This window comes from Bradyrhizobium huanghuaihaiense, from assembly GCF_025200885.1.
In the GTDB taxonomy this organism is placed as follows: domain Bacteria; phylum Pseudomonadota; class Alphaproteobacteria; order Rhizobiales; family Xanthobacteraceae; genus Bradyrhizobium; species Bradyrhizobium huanghuaihaiense.
The window spans coordinates 2,213,848-2,237,216 of the sequence record NZ_CP104172.1 but is presented as its reverse complement, the minus strand read 5'-3'; the positions used below and the strand labels follow the sequence as shown (position 1 = coordinate 2,237,216).

The 23,369-nt window shown below is 65.1% G+C and carries 21 protein-coding genes; 9 read left to right on the top strand and 12 right to left on the bottom strand.

From position 1 onward, the window contains the following. Nucleotides 1-501: 501 nt before the first annotated feature. The gene (locus N2603_RS10570) at nucleotides 502-1,149 is read left to right on the top strand and encodes a MarR family winged helix-turn-helix transcriptional regulator (protein WP_018641272.1); all 648 of its coding nucleotides are present in this window, start codon (nucleotides 502-504) and stop codon (nucleotides 1,147-1,149) included. A gap of 1,004 nt (nucleotides 1,150-2,153) precedes the next feature. On the opposite strand, the gene N2603_RS10565 is transcribed toward N2603_RS10570, so the two are convergent. Next, nucleotides 2,154-3,728: a porin gene (locus N2603_RS10565; protein ID WP_018641273.1), complete on the bottom strand. Its 1,575-nt coding sequence runs from the start codon at nucleotides 3,726-3,728 to the stop codon at nucleotides 2,154-2,156. A gap of 518 nt (nucleotides 3,729-4,246) precedes the next feature. Between N2603_RS10565 and N2603_RS10560 the strand changes: the two genes are divergently transcribed. Further along, nucleotides 4,247-4,726 carry a MarR family winged helix-turn-helix transcriptional regulator gene (locus N2603_RS10560; protein WP_018641274.1) on the top strand — a complete coding sequence of 160 codons (480 nt, stop codon included), beginning with the start codon at nucleotides 4,247-4,249 and terminating at the stop codon, nucleotides 4,724-4,726. 135 nt (nucleotides 4,727-4,861) lie between these two features. Here the strand turns inward: N2603_RS10560 and N2603_RS10555 are convergent, their stop codons facing one another. Next, entirely contained in the window at nucleotides 4,862-5,944 is a 1,083-nt protein-coding gene (locus tag N2603_RS10555; protein ID WP_260388685.1) for an alpha/beta hydrolase family protein, read from the bottom strand. Between the two features lie 892 nt (nucleotides 5,945-6,836). Here N2603_RS10555 and N2603_RS10550 point away from each other — a divergent pair. Continuing rightward, the gene (locus N2603_RS10550) at nucleotides 6,837-7,901 is read left to right on the top strand and encodes a ketopantoate reductase family protein (RefSeq protein ID WP_260388684.1); all 1,065 of its coding nucleotides are present in this window, start codon (nucleotides 6,837-6,839) and stop codon (nucleotides 7,899-7,901) included. Between the two features lie 36 nt (nucleotides 7,902-7,937). Here N2603_RS10550 and N2603_RS10545 read toward each other — a convergent pair whose 3' ends face one another. Then, a complete protein-coding gene (locus N2603_RS10545) occupies nucleotides 7,938-8,522 on the bottom strand; it encodes a LysE family translocator (RefSeq protein WP_026311735.1) in 585 nt (194 codons plus the stop codon). Between the two features lie 207 nt (nucleotides 8,523-8,729). Between N2603_RS10545 and N2603_RS10540 the strand changes: the two genes are divergently transcribed. The 3 genes from N2603_RS10540 to N2603_RS10530 all read left to right on the top strand — a co-directional run bounded on the left by N2603_RS10540 (nucleotide 8,730) and on the right by N2603_RS10530 (nucleotide 11,482). Beyond that, nucleotides 8,730-9,062 carry a hypothetical protein gene (locus N2603_RS10540; RefSeq protein WP_260388683.1) on the top strand — a complete coding sequence of 111 codons (333 nt, stop codon included), beginning with the start codon at nucleotides 8,730-8,732 and terminating at the stop codon, nucleotides 9,060-9,062. After that, nucleotides 9,044-9,862 carry a CxxCxxCC domain-containing protein gene (locus N2603_RS10535; protein WP_260388682.1) on the top strand — a complete coding sequence of 273 codons (819 nt, stop codon included), beginning with the start codon at nucleotides 9,044-9,046 and terminating at the stop codon, nucleotides 9,860-9,862. Before N2603_RS10540 ends, N2603_RS10535 begins: the two co-directional genes overlap by 19 nt. Before the next feature lie 105 nt (nucleotides 9,863-9,967). Next, a complete protein-coding gene (locus tag N2603_RS10530; RefSeq protein WP_260388681.1) occupies nucleotides 9,968-11,482 on the top strand; it encodes a helicase HerA domain-containing protein in 1,515 nt (504 codons plus the stop codon). A gap of 4 nt (nucleotides 11,483-11,486) precedes the next feature. Here the strand turns inward: N2603_RS10530 and N2603_RS10525 are convergent, their stop codons facing one another. From N2603_RS10525 to N2603_RS10485, 9 genes are all read right to left on the bottom strand, one after another. After that, complete coding sequence (locus tag N2603_RS10525) at nucleotides 11,487-12,227, bottom strand: ABC transporter ATP-binding protein (protein ID WP_260388680.1); 741 nt, start codon at nucleotides 12,225-12,227, stop codon at nucleotides 11,487-11,489. Continuing rightward, complete coding sequence (locus tag N2603_RS10520) at nucleotides 12,224-13,069, bottom strand: ABC transporter ATP-binding protein (RefSeq protein ID WP_260388679.1); 846 nt, start codon at nucleotides 13,067-13,069, stop codon at nucleotides 12,224-12,226. The genes N2603_RS10525 and N2603_RS10520 overlap by 4 nt, the downstream gene beginning before the upstream one ends. Further along, a complete protein-coding gene (locus N2603_RS10515) occupies nucleotides 13,069-14,892 on the bottom strand; it encodes an ABC transporter permease (protein WP_260388678.1) in 1,824 nt (607 codons plus the stop codon). Before N2603_RS10515 ends, N2603_RS10520 begins: the two co-directional genes overlap by 1 nt. A gap of 139 nt (nucleotides 14,893-15,031) precedes the next feature. Further along, a complete protein-coding gene (locus N2603_RS10510) occupies nucleotides 15,032-16,189 on the bottom strand; it encodes an ABC transporter substrate-binding protein (protein WP_260388677.1) in 1,158 nt (385 codons plus the stop codon). 58 nt (nucleotides 16,190-16,247) lie between these two features. Next, nucleotides 16,248-16,823, bottom strand: coding sequence for an alkylhydroperoxidase domain protein (locus N2603_RS10505; protein ID WP_260388676.1), 576 nt, complete (start codon nucleotides 16,821-16,823; stop codon nucleotides 16,248-16,250). Between the two features lie 12 nt (nucleotides 16,824-16,835). Next, on the bottom strand, nucleotides 16,836-17,435 hold the full coding sequence (locus N2603_RS10500) for a CMD domain protein (protein ID WP_425249002.1): 600 nt from the start codon (nucleotides 17,433-17,435) through the stop codon (nucleotides 16,836-16,838). A gap of 37 nt (nucleotides 17,436-17,472) precedes the next feature. Further along, nucleotides 17,473-18,510: a putative FMN-dependent luciferase-like monooxygenase gene (locus N2603_RS10495; RefSeq protein ID WP_260388674.1), complete on the bottom strand. Its 1,038-nt coding sequence runs from the start codon at nucleotides 18,508-18,510 to the stop codon at nucleotides 17,473-17,475. A gap of 126 nt (nucleotides 18,511-18,636) precedes the next feature. Further along, nucleotides 18,637-19,431, bottom strand: a complete 795-nt coding sequence (locus tag N2603_RS10490) for a MetQ/NlpA family ABC transporter substrate-binding protein (protein WP_260424178.1) — start codon at nucleotides 19,429-19,431, stop codon at nucleotides 18,637-18,639. Nucleotides 19,432-19,629: 198 nt separating this feature from the next. Further along, nucleotides 19,630-20,313 (bottom strand): GntR family transcriptional regulator, encoded by a 684-nt coding sequence (locus N2603_RS10485; protein ID WP_260388673.1) that lies wholly within the window; start codon nucleotides 20,311-20,313, stop codon nucleotides 19,630-19,632. 123 nt (nucleotides 20,314-20,436) lie between these two features. On the opposite strand from N2603_RS10485, the gene dctP reads away from it, so the two are divergent. The 3 genes from dctP to N2603_RS10470 are packed head-to-tail and all read left to right on the top strand — an operon-like array spanning nucleotide 20,437 to nucleotide 23,362. After that, nucleotides 20,437-21,456 carry a TRAP transporter substrate-binding protein DctP gene (dctP, locus tag N2603_RS10480; RefSeq protein WP_260388672.1) on the top strand — a complete coding sequence of 340 codons (1,020 nt, stop codon included), beginning with the start codon at nucleotides 20,437-20,439 and terminating at the stop codon, nucleotides 21,454-21,456. Then, entirely contained in the window at nucleotides 21,453-22,010 is a 558-nt protein-coding gene (locus N2603_RS10475) for a TRAP transporter small permease (protein WP_018641299.1), read from the top strand. Before dctP ends, N2603_RS10475 begins: the two co-directional genes overlap by 4 nt. Further along, nucleotides 22,007-23,362 (top strand): TRAP transporter large permease, encoded by a 1,356-nt coding sequence (locus N2603_RS10470; RefSeq protein ID WP_260388671.1) that lies wholly within the window; start codon nucleotides 22,007-22,009, stop codon nucleotides 23,360-23,362. The genes N2603_RS10475 and N2603_RS10470 overlap by 4 nt, the downstream gene beginning before the upstream one ends. Nucleotides 23,363-23,369: the final 7 nt, after the last annotated feature.

The window sequence follows — 23,369 nt, the reverse complement described above, 5'->3', positions numbered from 1 at the left end:
ATCAAACCGTCGTATAGTTGCGCGCATGTTGCGCGCGGGACAGCGTATTGCGTTCACCATCATGTGTTCCTGAGAGCGAGATTGTCTTGAACGTTACATTCGCCTGCGACGACATCCAGTCTCCGAGAGCGTCTCTACTTGATTTTGTTGAGAAGCTCATTCATCGTTTCGGCGGAAGATAAGAAACGTGTGCGTGTGACTGAACTTCAGGGGCTTCGGTTGAACAACTCCGATCCATCATCCGCTGGTGACGGCAACCCGGGCTCCCGTGCGACGACGCGATTGGCATGCCATCGGCAACGTAGCCTCGCGCTCCGGACTGCACCTCGCTCACTGGTCCGTATCGGGCGCATTGCAGTCTCTGCCATCGAGCGGAGGCCGGGCACCACGTGCTCATCGGACGCCTCCAGAGGTCTGACGTTCCTCGAAGGATTCGCGAGCCAGGGCGCAAGGCGGCTTCGGGACGCCGCAGACGAAGTTCCGGGGGCGAGGTAGGAATCCATGCCATTGGCAAGAGAAGCCGTCGAGCTGCTGGTCCAGGCGGCGCGGGCTTGGTATTTCGAAGGCAATCAGCATGGATTGCGCGATCGGGAATGGATGGCGCTGCGGTTTCTCGGACGCGCCAACAGGTTTTCGCGCACACCGTCCGCGCTCGCCGGCTTCATCGGCGCCACCAGGGCGACGGCATCGCAGATCGTGAAGACGCTGGAGAGCAAGTCCTTCCTGGTGCGCAAGCCCTCGCATGAGGACAAGCGCTCCGTGGTGCTCCATGTCACCGCGCAGGGCGAGAAGTGCCTGAGCCAGCACGATCCGATCAACCACGTGGTGAATGCGGTCACGGCGCTCGGGACCGACGAGTGCATCCGCTTGCGCGACTCGCTGCGGGAGATCCTCAATCATCTCGACGCCGCTCATCAGCGACTCGACGCCAGCATCTGCAGGGACTGCATGTTTCTCGCCGAACGCAGCCCAGGCCTCGGACCAGCCGCGGCAAAGGGACGTACAACCGCCGAGTTCATGTGCCGGTTGTATCGCGCCCCTGTTTCGCTCGAGGAGACCGAGCTGCTCTGCACCAGCTTCGAGCGCACCCGCGACCGCCCCAAGATCGAGGAGCATCTCGATCGCGCGCGCGTGGCAAGCCAGGGCTGAGGCGCGCGCAATTTCCGGGCGACTCGCTTCATCATCGTCATTGCGAGCGCAGCGAAGCAATCCAGAGTCTTTCCGCGGAGGGATTCTGGATCGCTCCGCTGCGCTCGCAATGACGGAGTATGAGGCAGCAGCGTCGCTCTTTCCGCTCGCATTTCCAATTGCAGACACGCCTTCGCATCCTCGCGGCTGATTTCGCCCGAGCTTTGCGTCGTCGCTCCGTCCTCTTGTCCAAGAGGGCGCAGGAAAGGCCGGGTGCCGGCTGGCACCCGCGGTCCGCTGCGCGAATGGGACACGCAGAGAAACCGCACAGCAGCATACAGGTGTAGCCAATCACTCGGCCTTCCCTGCGCGATGGTCGGACGGCTTATGCCGCGCTCTCCCGGGAGCCGAATTCCTTCTGGCCTCCCTCACGCTCACGGAATTCACCAGCACCGCGCCGGTTGACGCGACGCCGCATCCGCAAGAGTTTGACCGTAGCAACGACGGCCAGGACCACACGGTTTAGCCGTACGCACGGCCCGCCATTTCGCCGCAGTTTTCGCAACTCCGTCGACGGAGCCGCAAACTTACAGACGAGACGAACCTGTCAGCGCCGTCCGTCCGCGCGAAGCCTTGGGCTCACGGAGAGCAATCCGCCCTGCCCTTGGCCATTCGCGCCCGACGCTGCCGCGTCCACCGCAAGCCCGACTCGCGAAAATGACGACCACATGATCGCCCCTCAAGGATGAGCCGGGATGGGCGACACATACGATATTTCCGAATTTCGGTAAAGCGGAATATTTTTGCGCGGGCGGATTGACAGCCGGGCGGGTGTTTTGCCCGTCGGGTCAACCAGCGTCCCGTAGCCCGGATGAGCGCAGCGACATCCGGGACCTTCGCGAGAATTCCCGGGTATCGCTGCGCTCACCCGGGCTACGGGACTTCGGCGCTCCCGGCCGCATCTGCACAACAAAAAACACCCGGCGGTTTCCCGCCGGGTACTCTTTCAGATCTTTCGACAGATCTTACCAGTTGCGCTGAGCGCGGAGGATCATCGCGATCGAGTCCTGATCCTTCAGCTCGTAGGTCGCGGCCGGCTTGGCGGTCGTGCTGGACGGCGCGATGGCAACCACGCCAGAATACTTCTGGTCGAGGTGGGTCCAGGAGAGGTCGGCCGAGAAGGTCAGATTCTTGACCGGGGTCCAGCGGGTGACGATACCGAGCTGGCCGATCGCGAAGTCCGGGTTACACGAGGTGACACCAGCCAGGCTGCCGAACGTGCCGCCAGCACCACCGGCGCCGCAGATCGAGGTCTTGGCCAGCGTGCCGAACTGGGCCTGAGCGTAGGCACCGTAGAGCGCCGAGTTCCAGTAGGGATCCCAGTTATGGGTGTAGGCGCCGCGGAAGCCCCAGGTCTTGACGGTTTCCTGCGAGCTGCCGGTCACGAAGACCGTGTCAGGAGCGTTGGCGAAGCCGACGCTGCCGTAGGCCGTGCTCGAGCTACCGAACAGCGCGTAGCTGCTGCCCGACAGGTTCTGGAAGTTGTAGCGGGTCGCACCGTCGGTGTAGACGCCCTGGATGTTGATCGTGTCACCCGCGCCGGTCGGGATGTTCTTGATCGACAGAGCGAGCTGAACCGCCCAGCCCCACTTGTCGTCGGGGTGGCCGGTGGTTTCGGTCGCGCCGTAATAGCCCACGTGGTTGTCATGCGCAGCCACCGACGCCTGGAACAGGCCCCAGGCCTGGTCGACACGCACCTGACCCACGAGGTTCGGCGAACGCGAGCCGCCGATTGCGTTGGTGCCGTACGAGCCGCCGAGGATGCCGGAGGCGGTCGCGCCGGTCATGTTGAGGTTGCCGGCCTGATAGTACGCGGTCGCATCTTCAGCCGAGAACGACGCCGTCACGCCCTGGCCGAAATCGGCCGTGTAGGTGAACTGGGTGACGCCGGTCACGGTGCCGCTGCCGCCGACGAGGTTGTCGGTGATGTTGCCGGGATAGTTGGTCCAGGGCGCGTCGAACTGCGACACGGCCTTACCCATCGTGAAGCCAGCGAACTGGATGAAGGCGTAGTACACGCCGAGCGCACCGGCCGAGGTGTTGCCGTCGGTGCCGTTGACGTTGCCGCTGCCCGAGCCGACGAGGCCGGTGCCAGCAGCGTTCAGACCGAGCGTACCGCTGTACTGGGTCGCACCCGTCGCCGAACCGGTGGGCGTATAGTTGCCGGTCGTCCAGGTGAACACGCCGTCGAAGAAGGTACGGACCACGCCGTATTCGGTGGCCGTGCGCGTGTCGATGTTCAGGTCTTCACGAGCGCGGAAGGTGTAGTAGTTCATCAGGCGGTTGCGCGCACCGGCAGTACCGCTCTGGTTCGGGTTGAAGTCCGAGTTGGAGCCCAGCACGGCGTCAGCGCGCAGGTAACCACCGAGCTTGATGCAGGTGTCGGTGCCCGGGATGTAGTAGAAGCCGGCGCCGTACAGCGAGCAGACCTTCACGTATTCGACCGCCTTGGCCTTCACGGGGAGATCGGCTGCGAACGCACCGGAGACGGCCATCAGGCCGGCTGCCGAGCCGAGAAAGAGTGTCTTCGTCAACTTCATTAGATAAACCTCCAGGTCGGTTCAGGGGGCTCGGCTCCTCGGTGGAGGCCGCTTGACCCTCTCAATTTCCGTTCAATTCAGGTCCGCACTGAAGGTCCGGACTGAAACGACAGCGAGGTGCCCCCCCTCCGTCGTGGATTCACATATAGTTTATAAAAACAATGGCCTCAATTCATTGATTTGCTGAAGCGCAAGTTCGGAAAAGGCTGTTGCCTGCAAGCAACAGGAGACGCGGGGCGCGGTGCAAGCAACTGAAATAAAAGAAAAAGCCCTCAGGGGGCATCCCGAGGGCTTTCTTGGAGGTCTCACATCGCCGTCCGTTGACAGAGGTCAAGAGCAGCAAATTCTGAGTGAAAGAGACGTAACTCAATTAATTGTTTTCTGCAAGTATTAAGTGCCGGCACGATTCCCAAATGAAGTGTTCCACGCAACGATAGGCGAGACGGCTTGCCAATATCCCGGTACAAGACCGATCAAGACAAAAAGAAAAATGATCGAGGCCAAGGGGGGGAAGCCACATGATCGAGAAGAAGCTCGACCGGGCGATCACGGACTTCATCTGGAATATCGTTGAAATCCACTCGCAGCTGGAGGACATCCACAGCAGCTGGGCCGGACTGCTGGGCATCACCGAGCCGCAATGGCTGATCCTGATGGCCATCACCGAGCTGGACGAGGGACGAGGCGTCGCCGGAATCGACATTGCGAACAAGCTGCGGATCCACCCCGCCTTCGTAACCAACCAGACCAAGAGTCTCGAGAAGGGCGGCTTCCTGTTGCGACGGCCGGCGGCCGACGACGCCCGCTTCGTTCTGATGTCGCTGACGGAAAAGGCGACAACGGACATCGAAAAACTGTCCAAGCGGAAGCTCGCCCTGAATTCGACCATGTTCAACGAGCTCGACGAGAAGACCCTTGCCGATCTGAATGCCGCGCTCGCGACCATCGCCAAGAATGCCCGGCTCGCTGCACGGCTGCTGGCCATCGACGTGTCGTGATCCGCGGCTCCTCCCGACGCAGCCAAGGCGCGACGGCATGGGAAAGAATCCTCGGCGCGCATCAGGCCGTTGTCCCCATATGACTGTGCCGCGTTCGCCGCGAGAAGACCGCGGCTCAGTCATGCCGCTCACGCGCTAGAGATAGGTGACGGGGTCGAGGCGACGGGCCGCTCCAAGTTTGGCGTCGAGCCACTCGAAAATGAAGTCATCCACCGTGACGAAGTTCTCGACCTCGCCCAGAGGATACGGGATGCGGTTCGGCACGACGACCGAGCAGTCGGCTCCGGCCTGACGATAGCCGGCTTGCAGTTCGAGCGCCTCCTGCTCGCGCATCATCGAGCGGCTGCCGACCACCATGAGAAGCGGGCAGGCCATCCGGCGCGACGACGGCAGCGGACGCATCGGGACTTCGCCCGCGGCAACCTGCTCAACGCCTGTCATCCAATGAACCGATGCACGCTGCGTGACCAGCCGCAAAAGGCCGCCGTCGCACACGGCGGCGGCTATCCTGCGATCCGAGAGGACGAGGCGGGAGGCATGACTGGCGCCCGCCCCTTCGCCGTAGATCGCGATCCGCTGCGCGTCGACATCCGGGCGAGCCTCCAGATAGTCCAGCCAGCATTGGAGGATATGCTCCTGTTTGAGCGGGCGACGAACAGGCGAATTGCCGGGATCGATGAGCAGAAGCGACATGTTCCGGCGCAGCGCGGCGGGCAACAGCCTGCTCACCATCGAGGCCAGGGTGATGTCCTCGTCGGCGACGCAGATGACCGCGGGCGCGGAAGGCCCGTGACGGAGCGCCGGCAGGAAGTAACCGGTCAACGCGCCCTGATCGAAGCCGTCAATCTCGACGCGCTCGATCGCGTGAACCGCATCGTCCGCGAAGCTTCTCAGGCTGAGACCGACCTTGTCCGCGAAGTCGGCGCTCGCCAGATCTCCCGGAGACGACAGGCTTCGCGCGACTTCGAACGCCATGAGCGCGCACATCCATGCTTCGCGCGCGATCCGGCCGGCACCATCTGCGCGCGCGGATTCGGCGGAGCTCCGATAGTCTTCCGCGAGCCTCAACCAGTCTGAAACCCACAGATGCCTGTGCGCCTCACGCGCAAGCTCCGCGACAGACAGACTTTCGAAGAATTCGGACGCGCGCTTTCGCAAGCGTACCAGGCCTCCGCCGGCGCCATCGCTGGCGCCGTGAGGCCAATAATGACCTTCCATTTCTTTCCCCGAACGGCGCCGTCAGCGATTGGCCAGACTTGCCGGCTGCGCCGTCAGCGCAACGCCGTGCACGCCTGCTCGATGCGATCCCAGGCGTACCTGGTCGCGTGCATCACGCTTGCGTCTGCTGATGCTGTCGGCCTCGTCGATGTGTTTCGCTGCCATTCCGCGCAGGGGCAGAGCACCCCCCGCGCGGGATCGAGCCTTAGGTGAAGCGAAATCCCATCCGATGTTCAGTTCGTCTTCGCTTCGCGCGGGCACTGGGCCACACGGTGTGCCGCCCCCATCAGTCGGTCTCAACACAAGTTGCACGCCGACTCCAACTCAATCGTCACGTCTCAGCTCCGTTGCTGATCTACAGTTATGGCCCCGCGCCACTTTGCCATTTTTGCAGCCTTCCGTTTGCAGTTTTTTGTTGCGGCTAACGACTAAAATTTGGATGTCGTTTGATGACAGAAGAGGCATGACCCGTATCGGCGTTTCATGAACTTCTTATGGGTGCATGCGGCGCGCCGCCAATCACGGCAGCGATGACGGATGCGGCCGATTGCCGCTTCGTCGCTGACGATCGTCTTCGCCCGGAATTCTGACTGTCGACGTGCCGGAAATCGACGAGTCGGCTCCCTGAGCGCGCTCATTCGCATACAAACGTTCCGAACGTCCGGGAATAAACTTGTTTCAAGCAACGAGCGAATCTGCAGCCGTCGCCGGGCCGATTCGTCCGCGCTTCGGTGGCCACGGCGGGACCGGGGCTTGCCCGCCCTGCCGTCCGGCGCCTTGTATGCATTATCCCAGTTGCCATTGCCGGCCACTTCGCTTTACATGCCCGGCAAACGCCCCCTCGGACGATGGCCGGGCGCAAAAATCACATGACATCTCCAAGGGACGAAACATGGCGCGTAACATTCTGATTCTCGGGGCTTCCTACGGCTCCCTGCTGGGCACGAAGCTGCTGATGGCAGGGCACAATGTGACCCTGGTCTGCCGCGCCAAGACTGCAGAGCTCATCAATCGCGACGGTACCGAGGTGCGCATCAAGTTGCGCGACGAGGCCGTGCACCGGGCAATCTTCTCGCGCAACCTGCCCGGCAAGCTCGATGCCGTGACGCCGGCCAACGTCGATCTCTCCCGTTACGATCTGGTTGGCCTGGCGATGCAGGAGCCGCAATACACCAACCACACGGTGCGCGTCCTCATGGTCAAGATCGCCGCGGCGAAGCTGCCGTGCCTGTCGATCATGAACATGCCGCCACTGCCCTACCTGAAGCGGATTCCGGCGCTGGCCGACATGGACCTCGAGGAGGCCTACACCAACGCGCAGGTGTGGGAGCGGTTCGAGCCGGGGCTGGTGACGCTGTGCTCGCCCGACCCGCAGGCCTTCCGCCCGCCGGAGGAAGCCGCGAACGTGCTTCATGTCGGCCTGCCCACCAATTTCAAGGCATCGGTCTTCGCGGACGAGAAGCACAACAAGCTGTTGCGCGAGCTCGAAGCCGACATCGACGCGGTGACGCTCGACGGCCATGACGTGCCGGTGAAGCTGAAGGTGTTCGATTCCCTGTTCGTGCCGCTGGCGAAATGGTCGATGCTGCTCACCGGCAATTACCGCTGCATCACCCCGAACGAGCCGCAATCGATCCGCGACGCCGTGCATGGCGACCTCGCACGGTCGCAGACGATCTACGACCATGTCGATGCCCTCGCCCGCCGCCTCGGCGCCGATCCGCAGGACCAGGTGCCGTTCGCGAAATACGCCAAGGCCGCCGAAAGCCTGCTCAAGCCGTCATCGGCCGCGCGCGCGGTCGCGAGCGGCGCGCCCTTCATCGAGCGCGTCGACCTCCTGGTGAAGCTGATCTCGCATCAGCTCGGCGTGCCCAATGCCGAGATCGACCGCACGGTGGAGACCGTCGACCTGAAGCTGAACGAGAAGATCGTGCAAGGCGGATCCGGCGCACAGTAGCGGACCGGCGTCCGCACTTGCCGACGTCGCCGGCATTCACGCGCTCAGGAAGGATTGAAGCCAGATCAGGCCGGTCACGGCGACGAGCGTGACCGCGCCGGTGCGCGTGATCAGGTCGGGCCGCCCGCGACGACGGGCACCATGGCCGAGCGTTGCACCCAGCGTCACCCACGCAGCGCCGGCCGTGACGATCAGAGACGCGATCATACCGAGCCGGGGCAGCAGCTCGATCAGCCCGGCCTGAAGCGGCAGCAGCAGGAAGGCGAACACCATCGCCTTCGGATTCAAGAGCGTCGTAAGCAGCACCTGGCGGAACGTCACCACCGCGCCACGGCGCAGCTCGCGCGCGTTGACGCGCCAGAGCATGACGGCAAGGCCAAGGATGTAGACGGTCACCGCCACGCGGAGCACGACAGCCGCGAGCGGGATGCCGCTCACGACGGGCCCAAGCGCCAGCCGGAGCAGCACGATCGCGGCGAGATAGCCGCACAGCTCCGCCGCGAGCAGATGGAGCGAGCGCGAGATACCGATCCCTGCCCCCGATGTCGCAAGCAAGGTGTTGGTCGGTCCCGGCATGGCGAGAAGGAAACAGGTCGCCGTGAAGAAGGTCAGGAAGTTCATCCCCTCGGCTAGCAGGCAACGCGCGGGCCGGCCTTGATCTGGGTCATGCGATGATGGGGTGTCCCTGTCGTGCCACGACAGACTGTTCCCAGTGTGATGCAGCAGCAACGCGGCGCGATGTCCCGGTCCGCCGCTCCTCATCACGCAAACGTGTCGCCTCGCGCGGCGCGAGCGTACGCACCGCGATATCACGACTGCGTGACGACAATGCGTGTCGCGCCTTCACTGCTTGCGCTGCGCGGCGCCGAAATGGCAGCGTTTGAAGGCGAATTGAGCCGGGCCGCCAGCGTTTCGCGTTTGCAACCGACATCGCAGGCGATCGTGACCGCCATGCCTGATCCCGCATTTGCGCAAGTGCAGCATGCGTGCGTGTCCGGCCCGGCTTGTTTGTTTGGCAAAAAGGAGAAAGATAGCTTTTGGAGTAAGCCATTACTTTCACAACCGGCAATCCGCCGCCTCTCCCGACACCCGGCCTGCGATGCCGGCGGCCGGGATCGCACCGACAACCACAAGAAAAGACGATGGACCAGGCGATGCTGAGCGTCGTCCGCGCGGTGGAAGCGGGCGCGACGACGATGAAGGGCCTGATCGACGCCACCGGGCTCTCCCGTCTCAAGATCGAACGTGCGTTGACCGCGCTGGAGAAGCAGAAGCTGCTGGTCCGCGACGGCCAGGGCTTTCGCGCGACCGGCCTGCCGAAGGCGGCGCCGCTGGCCCGACAATGCGGATCATGCAACGCGTGCTGCGACATCCTCGAAGTGGCCGGCGTCGACAAGCCGGTGAACCAGCTGTGCCGGCACTGGCAGGCCGGCACCGGATGCACGATCTACGAGCGCCGTCCGCAGATGTGCCGGTCGTTCGTCTGCGCCTGGCTGCAGGGCCATCTCGACGACGACTGGTTCCCGGCGAAGTCGGGCATCGTGGTGCATTTCAGCCAGGACGCCGTCAACGTCACCGTCGATGACGATTGTCCCGACCGCTGGCGCGAGGAGCCGTATTTCAGCAAGCTCGCCGAATGGTCGCTGAACGGGATCAGGCGGATCGGAAATCGCGGTTATGCAACCCTTGTCGTCTCCGGCGCCGAGCGGTTCCTGCTGCTCGGACGCACCGTCGTTCCCGAGCCGACATTGTTCGGAACGGCGTTCCTGCCGCTCACGGCCGACACATTCCGGTTCTGGCGGGCGCGGTCGCCTGAACATTTGCAACGGCTGCACGCGCGCATCGCCGAGATCGAGCGGATCAGGCAGGAATTCGGCTCGTGCGCGATTCCAGAGAACGAGGACGACGACCCGCAGGCGCCCTACCGGCCCGCACTTCTGCGGCTCTCGAATCACGCCTGAACGCCGCCGTGGGCAACGCGGCCTGATTCGCGCTGCAGCGCTCGACGCGCAGCGGCGGGATTGATAAGCCCCTGTCCGCGGATGATGGGGACTTGAGTCGGGGACATGACGGTTGCGATCGAGATGGGGCAGACCACGGCAGGCGCCGCGGCGGCCATGGACCTCGAGGAACTGCTGGCGACCCGCCTCCTGGTGCAGGGCAATTCGGGCTCCGGCAAGTCGCATCTGCTGCGGCGGCTGCTGGAGCAGAGCGCGCCCTGGGTGCAGCAGGCCATCATCGATCCCGAAGGCGATTTCGTCACGCTGGCCGAACGCTTCGGCCATCTCGTGATCGACGCCGAGGACCACACCGAGCGCGGCCTCCAGGTTGCGGGCGAGCGCGCGCGGCTGCATCGCGTGTCCACCGTGCTCAATCTCGAAGGGCTGGATGCCGAGAACCAGATGCGGCGCGCCGCAGCCTTTCTCGGCGGGATGTTCGACGTCGACCGCGATCATTGGTACCCGATGCTGGTGGTGGTGGACGAGGCGCAGCTGTTCGCGCCGGCCGTCGCGGGCGAAGTCTCGGACGAGGCGCGAAAGCTCTCGCTCGGTGCCATGACCAATTTGATGTGCCGCGGCCGCAAACGCGGCCTTGCCGGCATCATCGCGACCCAGCGCCTCGCCAAGCTCGCCAAGAACGTCGCGGCGGAAGCCTCCAACTTCCTGATGGGCCGGACCTTTCTCGACATCGACATGGCGCGCGCCGCCGATCTGCTCGGCATGGAGCGGCGACAGGCGGAGGCCTTTCGCGATCTCGAACGCGGCCAGTTCATGGCGCTGGGACCTGCGCTGTCGCGCCGTCCGCTGCGTCTGAACATCGGCGCGACCGACACCCAGCCGCGCAATTCCACGCCGCGGCTGATGCCGCTGCCGGAGGCGACGACGGAAGATATGCGCGCCGTGATCCTGGCCGCACCGCCGCCCGATGCCAGCCGGCCGCAGCGCCGGCCTGCGCCCGACCTGCTCGAGCAGCTCCGCGCTGCGAAGGCGGCTGCCGTGCCGGAAGCACGCGCGGAGCCCATCGAGTTGCCCGTCAGCGCCGAAGAACTCGCCGAGCGGCGCGAGCGCGTGGATCGCACGCTCAGGGCCGTACTGGCCGAGCCCGACGCCGGCTTCCGCGCCATCGGCGTGCTCTATCAGGAATTCGTGGTCCGTTGCCGCATCGAAGGCTTAGGGGCGGCCGTGCCCGATCTCAACGAATTCCGCCGCATGCTGACGCATGCGCGCGCCGGCGTCGGTACCGATCTCACTGAAGACGACGCCTGGCAGGACGTGTCGCTGCGCGCCTCGATCCTGCCCGACGACATGCAGGGCGTGTTCATGATGATCGCGCGCGCGGCCAAGGAAGGCTGGCCCTGCCCCGGCGACGCCGCGATCGCGCGCGCCTATGGCTCGCACTCGCTGCGCCGCGCGCAGCGCCTGCTCGGCTATATGGAGGAGCAAGGTCTCATCGTCGTCCAGCTCGACGGCGGCGGACGCAGGATCGTGACGCTGGTGGAATTGGCCTGGGCGACCGCACCCGGCGATCCCAATGGCGACGATCTGCCGGCGGAGCCGGCGCAGAGCGCAGCTTCCGCTTGAAACGTTAGGCGGCCTCGGAGCCGCCGAGATAGGCGTCGCGCACCCGCGGATCGTCCTTCAGCGCCCGCGCCGGGCCCGACAGCACGATCTTGCCGGTCTGCAGCACATAGGCTTCGTGCGCGATCTCCAGCGCGAGGCTGGCGTTCTGCTCGACCATGAACACCGACACGCCTTCCTGGTTGATGGTGCGGATCAGCTCCAGCACGCGATCGACATAGAGCGGCGACAGGCCCATGGTCGGCTCGTCCATCACGATCATCCTGGGCCGGCTCATCAGCGCGCGCGCCATCGCCACCATCTGCTGCTCGCCGCCGGACAGGGAGCCTGCGCGCTGCGACAGCCGCTGGCCGAGTTTTGGGAACAGCGTCAGCATCTTGTCGAGATCCTGCGCCACGGCATCGCGGTCGTTGCGCACGAAGGCGCCCATCAGGATGTTCTCGCGGACGCTCATGTCCGCGAACAGCCGCCGTGCCTCCGGCACCGAGGCGATGCCGCGGCGGACGATCTGCGGCGTGGAAAGGCCGATCAGCGAGGCACCATCGAAGGTCACATCGCCCGAGCGCGGCTTCACCAGCCCCAAAATGATCTTCATCGTCGTCGACTTGCCGCTGGCATTGCCGCCGAGCAGGCAGACGATGTGGCCGCGGGCGACCGTGATCGAGAGGTCGAAATGCACCTGGGCCTGGCCGTAGAAGGTGTTGACGCCAGATAGCGCCAGCAGCGCTTCGGGGACGTTCGCCGTCATGCCGCGCTCTCCTGCTCCGCCGTCCCTGATAGCCCGTGGCCGAGATAGGCCTCGATCACCTTTGGATCGGTTCGTACCTCTTCGCCCGGCCCTTCCGCGATCTTCTTGCCCTCGTCCATGACGATGACACGGTCGGACAGGCGCATCACCATCTCCAGCTTGTGCTCGATCAGGAGGATGGTCAGTCCCTCCGCCTTCAGCTCGGCGACGAGGGCCTGCATCTCCGCAGTCTCGGTCGGGTTCATGCCGGCGGTCGGCTCGTCGAGCAGCAAGAGGCGCGGCTTCAGCGCGAGCGCACGCGCAATCTCGACGCGGCGGCGGTTGGCGTAGGACAGGCTATAGGCAGGCTGGTCGATACGCGGCAGCAGCCGTTCGCCGAAGCGGGCGAGGATGGCCTTCACCTCCTCGCGCAACCGCTCCTCTTCCGCCTTGACACCGGCCGGGCGCACCAGCGCCAGGCCCAGTTCGAGCAGCGGGCCGATCACCGGCACCGCCGGCTTCACCGCGCGCAGCCGCGTGTGGGCACCGATCAGGACATTGTCCATGACGCTGAGATTGCCGAAGACGCGGCCGAGCTGGAAGGTGCGCGCGATGCCTTGGGCCGCGAGCCGTTCCGGCGACAGGCCGGTGATGTCCTGGCCTTCGAAGCTCACAGAACCTGCATCCGGCCGGTCGAGCCCGGTCACGAGATTGAACAGCGTCGTCTTGCCGGCGCCGTTGGGGCCGATGATGCTGATGAGCTCGCCCCTGGCGAGGTCGAGATCGATGGCGTCGACGGCGGTGAGGCCGCCGAAACGGCGCGTCAAGCCGCGCAGGGACAGCATGGGCGTGTACTCGGCCATCAGATCGTCCCCAACAGGCCCTGCGGCCTGAACCGCACCAGCAAGAGCAGCACGATGCCGTAGATCAGGATGCGATACTCCGCCGCGATCCGGAACACTTCGGGCAGCCCGACCAGCGCCACCGCCCCGACGATCGCGCCGACGACATTGCCGAGGCCGCCGAGGATCACGACCGTCAGTGCCAGGATCGATTGCTGCGTGTTGAAGGTCTCGTGGTTGATGTAGGAGTAGAGATGCGCGGCGATGCCGCCGCTGACGCCGGCGGCGAAGCCGCCGAAGATGAAGGCCAGCGACTTGTAGCGGTTCAGGCTGAGGCCATAGGCGCGCGCGGCAATGTCGTCGTCGCGGATGGCACGGAAGCTACGGCCGAGATGCGAGCCGAGCAGGCGTCCTTGCAGCAGCGCCAGCACGACCATCACCGCAAAGCTGAACCAGTAGATCGAGGATGGGCTGATCAGGTCGTAGCCGAACAGCGACAGCGGCGGGATGCCGGAGATGCCGATCGGACCGCGCGTGACGCTCTCCCAGTTCAGGATCACCAGCGAGACGATCTCGCCGATGGCGAGGGTGGCGATCGAAACATAATGCCCGCGCAGGCGGAAGGACGGCGAGATCAGCAGCGTGCCGAGCGCGGCGCTCATCAGGCCGCCGCCGATCACGGCCAGGCCGACAGGGACGGAGAGCGTCAGCGACAGCAGCGCCGACGTATAGGCGCCGATCGCGAGCAGCGCGGCATGTCCGAGCGAGACCTGCCCCACCGTGCCCGCAACCAGCGTCAGGCTGAGCGCGAGCATGCCGAGCAGCCAGGCATTGATCAGGGTCTGGAGCACGTAGAAGGACACCGGGAAAAACGGAAGAACCGCAAAGCCGGCGGCGGCGACAGCCAGGGCCCAGCGTGGAATGCGCACGGGGCGGCTCGGCGCGATGAAGGTGCCGGTGAGCGGCTCGGGCGGCGCCTGCCGCGCGCTGGCGAAGAGGCCGTTCGGCCGCAGCACCAGCACGACGACCAGCAGCAGGAACGCGAACAGGTTGCGATAGCTGGTGCCGAACACGGCGACGCCGTAGCTTTCGACCACCCCCAGCAGCAGGCTGCCGATCACGGCGCCCGGCACATTGCCGGCGCCGCCGACGACTTCGGCGACGACGCCCTTCAGCGTCGCCTGCAGGCTCATCGCGGTGTCGATCTGGTTGTAGTACATGCCGACCAGCATGCCGGAGACGCCGCCGAGCGCGGCGGCGATGCCGAACACCGCCTGATTGACGCGGTTGACGTCGACGCCCATCTGCATCGCGGCGTCGCGGTCCTGCGAAGCGGCACGCACCGCCCAGCCGAGCTTGCTATAGCGCAGGAATACGAACAGCAACAGCGCACTGGTGAGGCCGACGCTCGCGATCAAGAGATCGAGCGGACCGATGGTGCCGCCGCCGACCTGAAAGCGCACGTCCGGCAGCTGGCTCGGCAGCGCACGCGGATTGGGCGAGAAGGTCAGCATGACGAGCTGGTCGAGCACGAAGCTGATGCCGATCGTCGCCAGCAGCGGCGCGATGCGCACCGAGTTCTGCAGCGGACGCAGGCCGAACCGCTCGATGATCAGGCCGACCACCGCCGCGGCCGCCGCGACCACGATGATGGTGAGCGGCAGCGGCGTGTGCAGCTGCACCACCGCGACCCAGCCGATATAGGCGCCGACCAGATAGATCGAGCCTTGCGCGAAGTTGATCAGCCGGCTGACGCCGAAGATCAGCGCGAGCCCGACCGCCACGAGGGCGTAGACATTGCCGACGATCAGCCCGTTGATCGTGTAGTCGAGCCAGGAAGACACGCTGAGGTCCCAATCAAGAAGAAATGGCCGGAGCCCGAAAGCGCGATGAGACCATCGCGCTTTAGTTTGTTTTTACGCATGATCTCTCCGGAAAACCGCTTCGCACTTTTCCGGATCATGCTTTGGTCCGGCCATCAGGTCAGGTCGGCTTGCCGTCCCAGAGCGCGAACTGGCCCTTGCGCACGACGAGCTCGGCGTTCATGGCGCCCTTGACGCGGCGGGTCGCGACGTCGAACGTCGCCGTGCCGAAGATGACGCTCGGGATGTCCTTGACCTTGGTGAAGGCGTCGCGGATCGCCTTGCGATCGGTGCCGCCGATCCTCACCACCGCAGCCGCCATGTTCATCGCGTCGTAGGCGTAGGCGTTGAAGGCGTCAGGCTCCAGCCCGTTGTACTTCTTCTTGAAGCCGGAAATGAACTTCTGCACTTCCGGCCGCGGGTCTTCCGGAAAGTAGCGCGTGCCGACGTGGACGTCCTCGACCGCCTCGCCGCCGAGCTCCAGAAACTTCGGCGAATAAACCGAGCTGGCGGCGCAGATCACCTGCTTCAATCCAACCTGCCGCGCCTGGCGCGCGATCAATGCGCCGTCGGAATAATAGGAGATCAGGATCAGACCGTCCGGATTGGCGTCACGCACACGCACCAGGGTGGAGCGGAAGTCGCGCTCCTCCGCGATGTAGCCTTCGGTGACCGCAATCTCCGCGCCATACTCCTTGGCGGCGTTGACGAAGTAGTCGCGGCTGGTGCGGCCCCAATCGGTGTTGAGGTGCAGCACAGCAAGCTTCTTCAGGCCGAGGCGCCTCACCGCGTAGGACGCCAGCAGCGGCTGCTCGTCGGCCTGGCTGACCGAGGTGCTCCACATGAAGTCGCCGCCCTTGGTGAAATCAGGATGCGAATTGGTGAAGCCGAACTGCACGAGGCCGGCGCGCTGGTAGATCGGCGAAGCCGCCATCGACGCGGGGCTGGAAAAATCGCCGAGCTCCAGCACGATGGCGGGATTGGAAACGAACTTTTGGGCGATCGCCACCGACTGGCGCGGATCGCTCTGGCTGTCCTCGAACTGGTAGGCGAGCTTGCGGCCGTTGACGCCGCCGGCAGCCGTGATCTCGTCGAGCGCGAGGTCAAAGCCCTGCTTCCACTGCGTGCCATATTGCGCATTCGGTCCCGTCAGGGGGCCGCTGACGCCGAGCAGGATCGGCTCGGAGGATTGCGCGAAGGCGGCGCGCGAGAAGGTAGTACCCGCCATCATGGCGGCGAGCGAGCCCTTGACCAGGGTACGACGATCGATGTTGCTCATGCACGGCTCCATCCACTTTAGTTGTTACAGGCAGCAATTCTTGTGCCGGTGAGATTGCCTATTTCGAGAGCTCGCCGAGCGACAGCATCAGCCGGTTCGCCCAGTTGAAGAACGAGGCGCCGTTGATGACGTCGACAATCTCGGCGTCGTCGAGCCCGGCGCGGCGCAGCTCCGCGATATTGTCAGGCCCGAACGCGATCGGCGTTTCGGCCAGCGCCACGGAGGCCTTGACCACGGCATTCCAGCGCTCGCCGAGATCGGCGCCGACACCCTCGTCGAGCAGGCGCTGCACGTCGTCGCGGCGCTTGGAATAGGTGCTGGCGAAACGCGCATGCACGGAGGCGCAATAGATGCAGCCGTTGTAGCGCGAGGTCGCAGCGGCTGCGAGCTCGCGCTCGGCACGCGGCAGGCCGTCGGCAACGTTATAGAAGATGTCCTTGTCGGTCTTGGTACGCGCCTCCAGGACCTCAGGGTCGCGCACCAAGAGACGAAAATATTCCGACTTGGCGCGGGCACGATCGACGAGACCGGCGAAATGCCGCTCGGTCAGCTCGGCCTCGGGCAGCGGGTCGATCCACGACACCCAGCCGAGCTCGTCCTGGCTGAAGACGACGGGCGGATTGATGGTGCTCATGATTGCTGCCTCCTACGCGCTTGTCGCTGCGAGCGTGCGCAAGCCGCTGACGACGCGGACCTGAAACGACAGGAACGCAACGAGCTGCGAGAACGTGACGATGCCGGTGGTCGACCAGCCGGCAGCCAGCAGCGCCTTCATGTCGGCGGATGCGGCATCGCGCGGGCGGAAGACCAGCAGATGCGCATGTTCAAGCGCCGCAACCAGCCGGTTGCCGAGCTGCGGTTTGCGTTCGGCACTCACGCGGTAGATCAAGCCAGCCTTGTTCTCGGCCGACAGCGGTCCGGCCGGAAAGGCGCCATAGGGACCCGTGGTTTTTCCGCGCTCAATCTCGATCTGGATCGGCTCGACCAGCGCCGCCCCATCCGCATTCGCTCCAAGCTTGTCGCGATAGAAGGCGGCGACGGGGGACTCGCCATGCAGCCCTGTCACGAAGGCCGCGACCGCGGCGCGTTCGGCAAGCGAGAAATCGCCGGCGTCGATCGGCTCGAACAGCGAGAGATAGCCCTTCTGCGCATTCTCGCGCGCCTGCAGGCGGCGCGCGCGGATGGCGTCGAGGGTGGAGCCGGGCTCGATGCCGGCGAGTGTGTCGATGATATCCTTCGGTGCCATCATTCAGCCTCGTGTCGCGCGATCACATTCATCCCGGCTAGCCTGCGAGAGCAACGTCTTTGGCCGCCGTCCGGGTCCAGCCCAGCGCGGGCGCCACCTTCTCCGCGACCAGCTCGATCGAGCGCAGGACGTAGGGATGCGGCGCATCGACCGAATGCACCTGGAAGACGAGATCGGTCACCCGCTCCAGCGTGGCATCGGTGCGGAGCGAGGCGATCACCTCGTCGGCGGCGCCGACATGGGTGTCGAACGCCTCGATCATCTCCTCCAGTGTCTCGCCCGGCGGAAGGTGACCGCCCTTCATGAATTGCGGCAGCGCGCGGCGCAGTCCGATATCGGCAAGCCGCATCGCCTCGCGATGGTCGTCGGCAACGAAGACGCTGCGCGAGGCCATGATGCGCGGCTCGCAGCCCGGCGGCAGCGCTTCGAGATAGGCGTCGATGATCGGGTTCTGGATCTCGGCGAGCGTCGCGTTCGGCGCGTCCTTGGATCGCGGCTGGGTGCGCGACAGCAGGAGGCCGTCGCCGGCCTTGCCCGCCCGCGCGCCGCCGGCGACGGAGAATGTCGCCTGCCAGATGCGCTTGTCCAGTTGCGGCCGCTGCGGATAGAGCGTGTCGCCGCCGTCGAGCTGCTTGCCGGTCAGTGCCTTGCGGACGATGTCCAGATTGCGTGCAAAGATCTCGTTGCGCTGGGCGCCGTCGAGGCCGAAGGCGGCAAAGGCCGACGGATTGCCGCCGGTGCCGACGCCGAGCTCGAAGCGGCCGTTGCAGAGGAGATCGAGCACCGCGGCGTCCTCCGCAACCCTCACTGCACTCTCCAGCGGCAGCGTCACGATGCCGGTGCCGAGGCGGATGCGCGAGGTTTGGGCTGCGACATAGCCGAGGAAGGTGAAGGGCGACGGCAGGCCGCCCTCGCGCTCGTGAAAGTGATGCTGCGCGATCCACGCGGAATCGAGCCCGGCCTTCTCGGCGCGCACGATCTGCTCGGCCGCAAAGCGGTAGCGGTCCGCCGCCGGCGCCTCGTCGAGCAGCCGCGTGAAGAAGCCCAGGCGTTTCAGGTTTGCAAAGCGTTTCATACGATCCCTGTCGGGCGAGGATGGGCCCCGATGATGTCGGTTGCCGCAGCTCCAGACAAGCGGGCATTGCGCAAGGCTGCCCGCCGGATCATCCCTCCTGCGCTGGACTCTGGCTGGGCAGACTGCCTACCAGCTCGGCAGCACCGCGCCCTTGAACTTGGTCAGGACGAACTCCTTCACCTCGGGCGTGTGATAGCTGTCCACGAGGATCTTGACCCAGGGCTTGTCCTTGTCGGCGGTGCGCACGGCGATCAGGTTGACATAGGGCCCCTTCGGGTCCTCGCGCAGGATTGGATCCTTGACCGGATCGAGGCCCGCCTGGGTTGCATAATTGGTGTTGATCGCGGCTGCGTCGACGTCGTCGAGCGCGCGCGGGGCCTGCGCCGCATCGACCTCGATGAACTTCAGCTTCTTGGGATTCTCGGTGATGTCGAGCACGGTCGGCTTGAAGCCCGTGCCGTCCTTCAGCTTGATCACGCCCTTGTCGCGGAGCAGCAGCAGCACGCGGCCGCCATTGGTCGGATCGTTCGGGATCGAGACCTTGCCGCCCTCGGGGATATCAGCGAAGGCCTTGTGCTTCTTCGAATAGACGCCAATCGGGAAGTTCACGGTGAGACCGACGGCCTCGATCTTGTAGCCGCGGTCGGCCTTCTGGTTGTCGAGATAGGGCTGGTTCTGGAACGAATTGGCCTGGATCTCGCCGGCATCGAGCGCGGCGTTCGGCACCACGTAATCGGAGAACTCGAGCAGCTGGATGTCGAGGCCCTGCTTGGCGGCGATCGGCTTCACCGCCTCGAGGATCTGCGCATGCGGCCCCGGCGTCACGCCGATCTTGATGGTCTCGGCCGCGGCTGCGGCGGACCATGCGGCGAGCACGGTCGCGAGGATCAGGGGAAGGCGAAACGACATCTTGGTCTCCATCACTCAACGACAATCATTGGAACCGTATTCGCTTCTCCGCGAGGCGAAATCAATGAAATGGAAATCCAAATTGGCGGCCTGCGTGGGCAGCCTTTCTCCATTCGGCACGAAACAGGAAACGATTTCGCGGCGACGACAACGTCTCGCGCTGTCAGCCGGCGGTGAGACGGACGAGCCGACGACATCGTCAGCCCGACGCTATTTCGCCGTTCCGCTTCTGCTGGAGGCGTCCGATCGTCGATCGCCGGCAAGGCCGAGCACCATGTCCGAGAAGCGCTCGCCCTGCACGAGAACGTGGTCGTGAAGCCGCGTCGCGGCGAGCTGCTCGTCGCCGGCGCGGATCGCTTCGAGAATCCCGGCATGCTCCTGGAGCGATTGCAGCAGACGATTGCGCGCCCGAAGCTGGATGCGGCGATAGGCGCTCAGGCGCTTGTGCAGGGCGAAGGCCTGATCGGCCAGGAAGCTGTTGCGGCTTGCGCGATAGATCGCTTCGTGAAAATTGCGGTTGTCCGCGTAGTACTGCTCGCTGTCGCCCTCGCGCGCGGCGATCTCGCAGGCACGGTGAGCCGCCTCCATCGCCGCGTCATTGTCCGGCGTCAGCCGACGCGCGGCCAGCCGCCCGCACGCGCTTTCGATCTCGGCCATGGTCTCGAACATCTCGAACAGCCGGGTCGGTGACGGGACGCTGACGATCGCGCCCCGGCGCGGGCGGACATCGATGAAGCCTTCGGCGCCGAGCTGAAGCAGCGCCTCCCGGATGGGGGTGCGCGACACCCCGAATCGCTCCGCGAGCGAGGCCTCGTCCAGGCGGTCGCCCGGCAGGAATTCCCCTGCAATCACAGCGTCTTCGATCGACTGCTTCAGTCTGAAGGCCTGGCTCATTGTATGCACCTTATAGGCCAATTCCATACCACAAGCTTGACAAAACATACAGCATGCAGTTGATGTGCTAATTGTATGCAAGATTAGAAATAAAAAATGCAATCCAGCAGCGGGAGGTATGGAATGAGGATTTCGAGACGCCAAGCCCTGGCTTTGGGGATCGCGGCCCCGGCCCTGCTCCGGTTCGGAGAGGCGCGCGCGGCAACGGCCCTGAAGATCTCGCACCAGTTTCCAGGAGGCACCGCAACCGAGGGGGACTTCCGCGACCGGCTCTGCCGGCGCTTTGCGGCGCTGATCCAGGAGCGCAGCAAGGGCGCGATGACCGCCGAGATCTATCCGGGCTCGTCGCTGATGAAGACCAACGCGCAGGTCTCGGCGATGCGCAAAGGCGCGCTCGACATGAGCCTCATCCCGATCTCCTACGCCGGCGGCGACCTTCCCGAACTGAACATCGGCCTGATGCCGGGCCTCGTCACCGGCTACGACGAAGGCCTCGGCTGGAAGAACAAGCCGATCGGCCAGGAGTTCAGCAAATTCCTCGCCGCCAAGGGCCTCGTGATCGTCACCTGGATCTGGCAGGCCGGCGGCGTCGCCAGCCGTGCGCGTCCGCTGGTCGAGGTCGGCGACGCCAAGGGCATGAAGATCCGCGGCGGTTCGCGCGAGATGGATCTCGTGCTGCAGGCTGCCGGCGCCTCGGTGCTGTCGCTGCCCTCCAACGAACTCTATGCGGCGATGCAGACCGGCGCGTGCGATGCCGCCCTCACCTCGTCCACCAGCCTGACCTCCTTCCGCCTCGAAGAGCTCGCCAAGCATCTGACGACCGGGCGAGCGAAGAGCTACTGGTTCATGCTCGAGCCACTCGTGATGTCGAAGGCTGTGTTCGACCGGCTTTCCAGCGAGGAGCGCGACATCATCGTCTCGGTCGGCGCCGAGCTCGAAGCGTTCGGCCGCGCTGCGGCGGTGGAGGACGACGTCCGCGTGGCCAAGGTCTACCAGGCCGCCGGCGCGACCGTGCACGATCTCGACGAAAAGACGGTTCAGGCGTGGCGCGAGCTTGCGCGCGACACGGCCTGGAAGGACTACGCCAACAAGAACGAGAACTGCGCCCGCCTGATCAAGCTTGCCATGGAGGCCGGCTCATGAGCGCGCACGGCATCGATCTCGGCCATTCAGCCACAGTGACGGCAGCGCGCCCCGGTTCTCCGGTGGGACGGATCGCTCGCGCGATGACCGTGCTCAACAGGGCGATCGTCGTGCTCTGCTCGATCGCGCTCATCGTCGCGAGCACGATCCTGAGCTACAGCGTCGCCGCGCGCTACTTCTTCAACGCGGCAACCTATTGGCAGGACGAGGCCGCGGTGTTCCTGCTGGTCGGCGCCACGTTCCTGTCCACCGCGTTCGTGCAGGCCGGGCGCGGCCATATCGGCATCGAGGCCCTCACCGGCTACCTGTCGAAACGCGGCAATGCGATCCGCATGCTCGTGGTCGACACCGCGAGCCTGCTGTTCTGCTGCTTCTTCGCCTGGAAATCCTGGACGCTGTTCCACGAAGCCTGGGTCGACGGCCAGGTGTCCGGGTCGACCTGGGCCCCGCCGCTGTGGATTCCCTACAGCATGATGTCGCTGGGCATGACGCTGATGACGCTGCAGATCGCGCTTCAGCTCGCCGCGAGCGTCGACGCATGGAGGAGCAAATGAGCACGCTTGCCGTCGGACTGATGTATGGTGGTGCGACCCTCGCCGTCATGGCCTCGGGCATGCCGATCGCGCTGGCGCTCGGCGCGGTTGCCGTCGTCTTCATGTATTACTTCATGCCCGCCGCATCGCTCGATACGGTGACGCAGAACGTCTACGAGGAGATGGCCTCGATCACGCTGCTGGCGATCCCGCTCTTCATCCTGAAGGGCGCCGCGATCGGCAAGTCGAAGGCGGGACAGGATCTCTATAGCGCGCTGCATGTCTGGATGGGCCGCATTCCCGGCGGCCTCGGCATCGCCAACGTCTTCGCCTGCGCGCTGTTCGCCGCGATGGCAGGATCGTCTCCGGCCACCTGCTCGGCGATCGGCTCCGCCGGCATTCCCGAGATGCGCAAGCGCGGCTATTCCGGCGGCTTCGCCGCGGGCGTGATCGCAGCCGGCGGCACACTGGGCATCCTGCTGCCGCCTTCGATCACCATGATCCTCTATGCGGTCGCCGCCGAGCAGTCGCTCGGCCGTCTCTTCCTCGCCGGCATCGGACCAGGCTTGCTCCTGGTGCTGCTGTTTGCAACCTACGCCGTGCTGAGGTTCAGGTCCGAATACGCCGCGGCGCAGCGCGCCTATGCGGCCGATCCGGCGCAGCATCCGATCCTGTCGAACGAGCGCTTCACCATGGCGATGCGGTTCGGCGCGCTGCCGCGCGTGCTGCCCTTCGTCGTGCTGCTCAGCGGTGTCATGATCGCGCTCTATGGCGGCTATGCCACGCCGTCGGAAACCGCCGGGCTCGGCGGCATCCTGGCGCTGGTCCTGATCGCCTCGATCTACGGCGTATGGCGCCCGCGGGATCTCGGTCCGATCCTGGAATCGACGCTGAAGGAATCGACCATGCTGATGCTGATCATCGGCATGTCGCTGCTCTACTCCTACGTGATGAGCTATCTCCACATCAGCCAGGCGGCGGCGCAGGCGATCGTCGCGATGCAGCTGTCGCGATGGGTGCTGCTGGGCGCGATCCTGGTGCTGGTGGTCGTGCTCGGCTTCTTCCTGCCGCCGGTCTCGATCATCCTGATGACCGCCCCGATCATCCTGCCGCCGCTCAAGGACGCCGGCTTCGACCTGATCTGGTTCGGCGTGGTGATGACGATCGTGATGGAGATGGGCCTCATCCATCCGCCCGTCGGCCTCAACATCTTCGTCATCAGGAACATCGCACCCGACATCCCGTTACGGGACGTGATCTGGGGCACGCTGCCCTTCGTCCTGCTGATGGCGTTCGCGGTCGTCCTGCTGTGCCTGGTGCCGTCGATCTCCACCCTTCTGCCCAACCTCGTGATGGGTCCGCCATCGCGATAACCCGAGG

What these genes read in the sequence shown, in the direction of transcription:
- N2603_RS10485 (WP_260388673.1), bottom strand. Translation starts at nt 20,313, where the DNA reads ATGAGCCAGGCCTTCAGACTGAAGCAGTCGATCGAAGACGCTGTGATT.
- N2603_RS10510 (WP_260388677.1), bottom strand. Translation starts at nt 16,189, where the DNA reads ATGAGCAACATCGATCGTCGTACCCTGGTCAAGGGCTCGCTCGCCGCC.
- N2603_RS10475 (WP_018641299.1), top strand. Translation starts at nt 21,453, where the DNA reads ATGAGCGCGCACGGCATCGATCTCGGCCATTCAGCCACAGTGACGGCA.
- N2603_RS10490 (WP_260424178.1), bottom strand. Translation starts at nt 19,431, where the DNA reads ATGGAGACCAAGATGTCGTTTCGCCTTCCCCTGATCCTCGCGACCGTG.
- N2603_RS10500 (WP_425249002.1), bottom strand. Translation starts at nt 17,435, where the DNA reads ATGGCACCGAAGGATATCATCGACACACTCGCCGGCATCGAGCCCGGC.
- N2603_RS10525 (WP_260388680.1), bottom strand. Translation starts at nt 12,227, where the DNA reads ATGACGGCGAACGTCCCCGAAGCGCTGCTGGCGCTATCTGGCGTCAAC.
- N2603_RS10505 (WP_260388676.1), bottom strand. Translation starts at nt 16,823, where the DNA reads ATGAGCACCATCAATCCGCCCGTCGTCTTCAGCCAGGACGAGCTCGGC.
- N2603_RS10555 (WP_260388685.1), bottom strand. Translation starts at nt 5,944, where the DNA reads ATGGAAGGTCATTATTGGCCTCACGGCGCCAGCGATGGCGCCGGCGGA.
- N2603_RS10530 (WP_260388681.1), top strand. Translation starts at nt 9,968, where the DNA reads ATGACGGTTGCGATCGAGATGGGGCAGACCACGGCAGGCGCCGCGGCG.
- N2603_RS10545 (WP_026311735.1), bottom strand. Translation starts at nt 8,522, where the DNA reads ATGAACTTCCTGACCTTCTTCACGGCGACCTGTTTCCTTCTCGCCATG.
- dctP (WP_260388672.1), top strand. Translation starts at nt 20,437, where the DNA reads ATGAGGATTTCGAGACGCCAAGCCCTGGCTTTGGGGATCGCGGCCCCG.
- N2603_RS10540 (WP_260388683.1), top strand. Translation starts at nt 8,730, where the DNA reads ATGCGTGTCGCGCCTTCACTGCTTGCGCTGCGCGGCGCCGAAATGGCA.
- N2603_RS10520 (WP_260388679.1), bottom strand. Translation starts at nt 13,069, where the DNA reads ATGGCCGAGTACACGCCCATGCTGTCCCTGCGCGGCTTGACGCGCCGT.
- N2603_RS10535 (WP_260388682.1), top strand. Translation starts at nt 9,044, where the DNA reads ATGGACCAGGCGATGCTGAGCGTCGTCCGCGCGGTGGAAGCGGGCGCG.
- N2603_RS10565 (WP_018641273.1), bottom strand. Translation starts at nt 3,728, where the DNA reads ATGAAGTTGACGAAGACACTCTTTCTCGGCTCGGCAGCCGGCCTGATG.
- N2603_RS10550 (WP_260388684.1), top strand. Translation starts at nt 6,837, where the DNA reads ATGGCGCGTAACATTCTGATTCTCGGGGCTTCCTACGGCTCCCTGCTG.
- N2603_RS10560 (WP_018641274.1), top strand. Translation starts at nt 4,247, where the DNA reads ATGATCGAGAAGAAGCTCGACCGGGCGATCACGGACTTCATCTGGAAT.
- N2603_RS10470 (WP_260388671.1), top strand. Translation starts at nt 22,007, where the DNA reads ATGAGCACGCTTGCCGTCGGACTGATGTATGGTGGTGCGACCCTCGCC.
- N2603_RS10495 (WP_260388674.1), bottom strand. Translation starts at nt 18,510, where the DNA reads ATGAAACGCTTTGCAAACCTGAAACGCCTGGGCTTCTTCACGCGGCTG.
- N2603_RS10570 (WP_018641272.1), top strand. Translation starts at nt 502, where the DNA reads ATGCCATTGGCAAGAGAAGCCGTCGAGCTGCTGGTCCAGGCGGCGCGG.